The sequence below is a fragment of the Streptomyces sp. NRRL F-2664 genome (assembly GCF_000719345.1).
Classification (GTDB): Bacteria; Actinomycetota; Actinomycetes; order Streptomycetales; family Streptomycetaceae; genus Streptomyces.
In genome coordinates, this window is sequence record NZ_JOFX01000391.1 from 1 (window position 1) to 389 (window position 389).

Below are 389 nucleotides of genomic sequence, written 5' to 3' on the forward strand. Positions count from 1 at the left end.
ACTTCACGCGGGCGACGAGCAGGCCGAGCGGGGTGCCGATCGCCAGCGCGAGCAGGAAGCCGAGCAGGCCGCGGGAGACGGAGGTCCAGATGACCTCCAACAGCGTCCCCTTCAACCACATGTCGGACAGACTGTCCCACACCGCGGAAAGAGCGGGCAGCTTGGTCTCGTCGGTGACCTTCAGCGAGACGAGGACCTGCCAGACCACCAGGACCAGGCCGACCGCCAGGAACGGCGGCAGGACCTTCTTGACGAGGACCTCACGGACCGGCGTCCGGTGCGTCTGCACCGCGTCCAGGGCGTCGAGGCCGGCCTCCAGTCCCGCGAGGTCGTCCGTGGTCGCCTTCGTGTCAGTGCTGGCCATGGCGGCGGATCTCCCCACGCAGGTG

General features: G+C 69.2%; 1 pseudogene. It reads right to left on the bottom strand.

Features of this window, described 5'->3' with window-relative positions:
* Positions 1 to 364, bottom strand: a pseudogene (locus IF89_RS0136245) (ABC transporter permease); the annotation flags it as partial.
* Between the last annotated feature and the right edge of the window lie 25 nt (positions 365 to 389).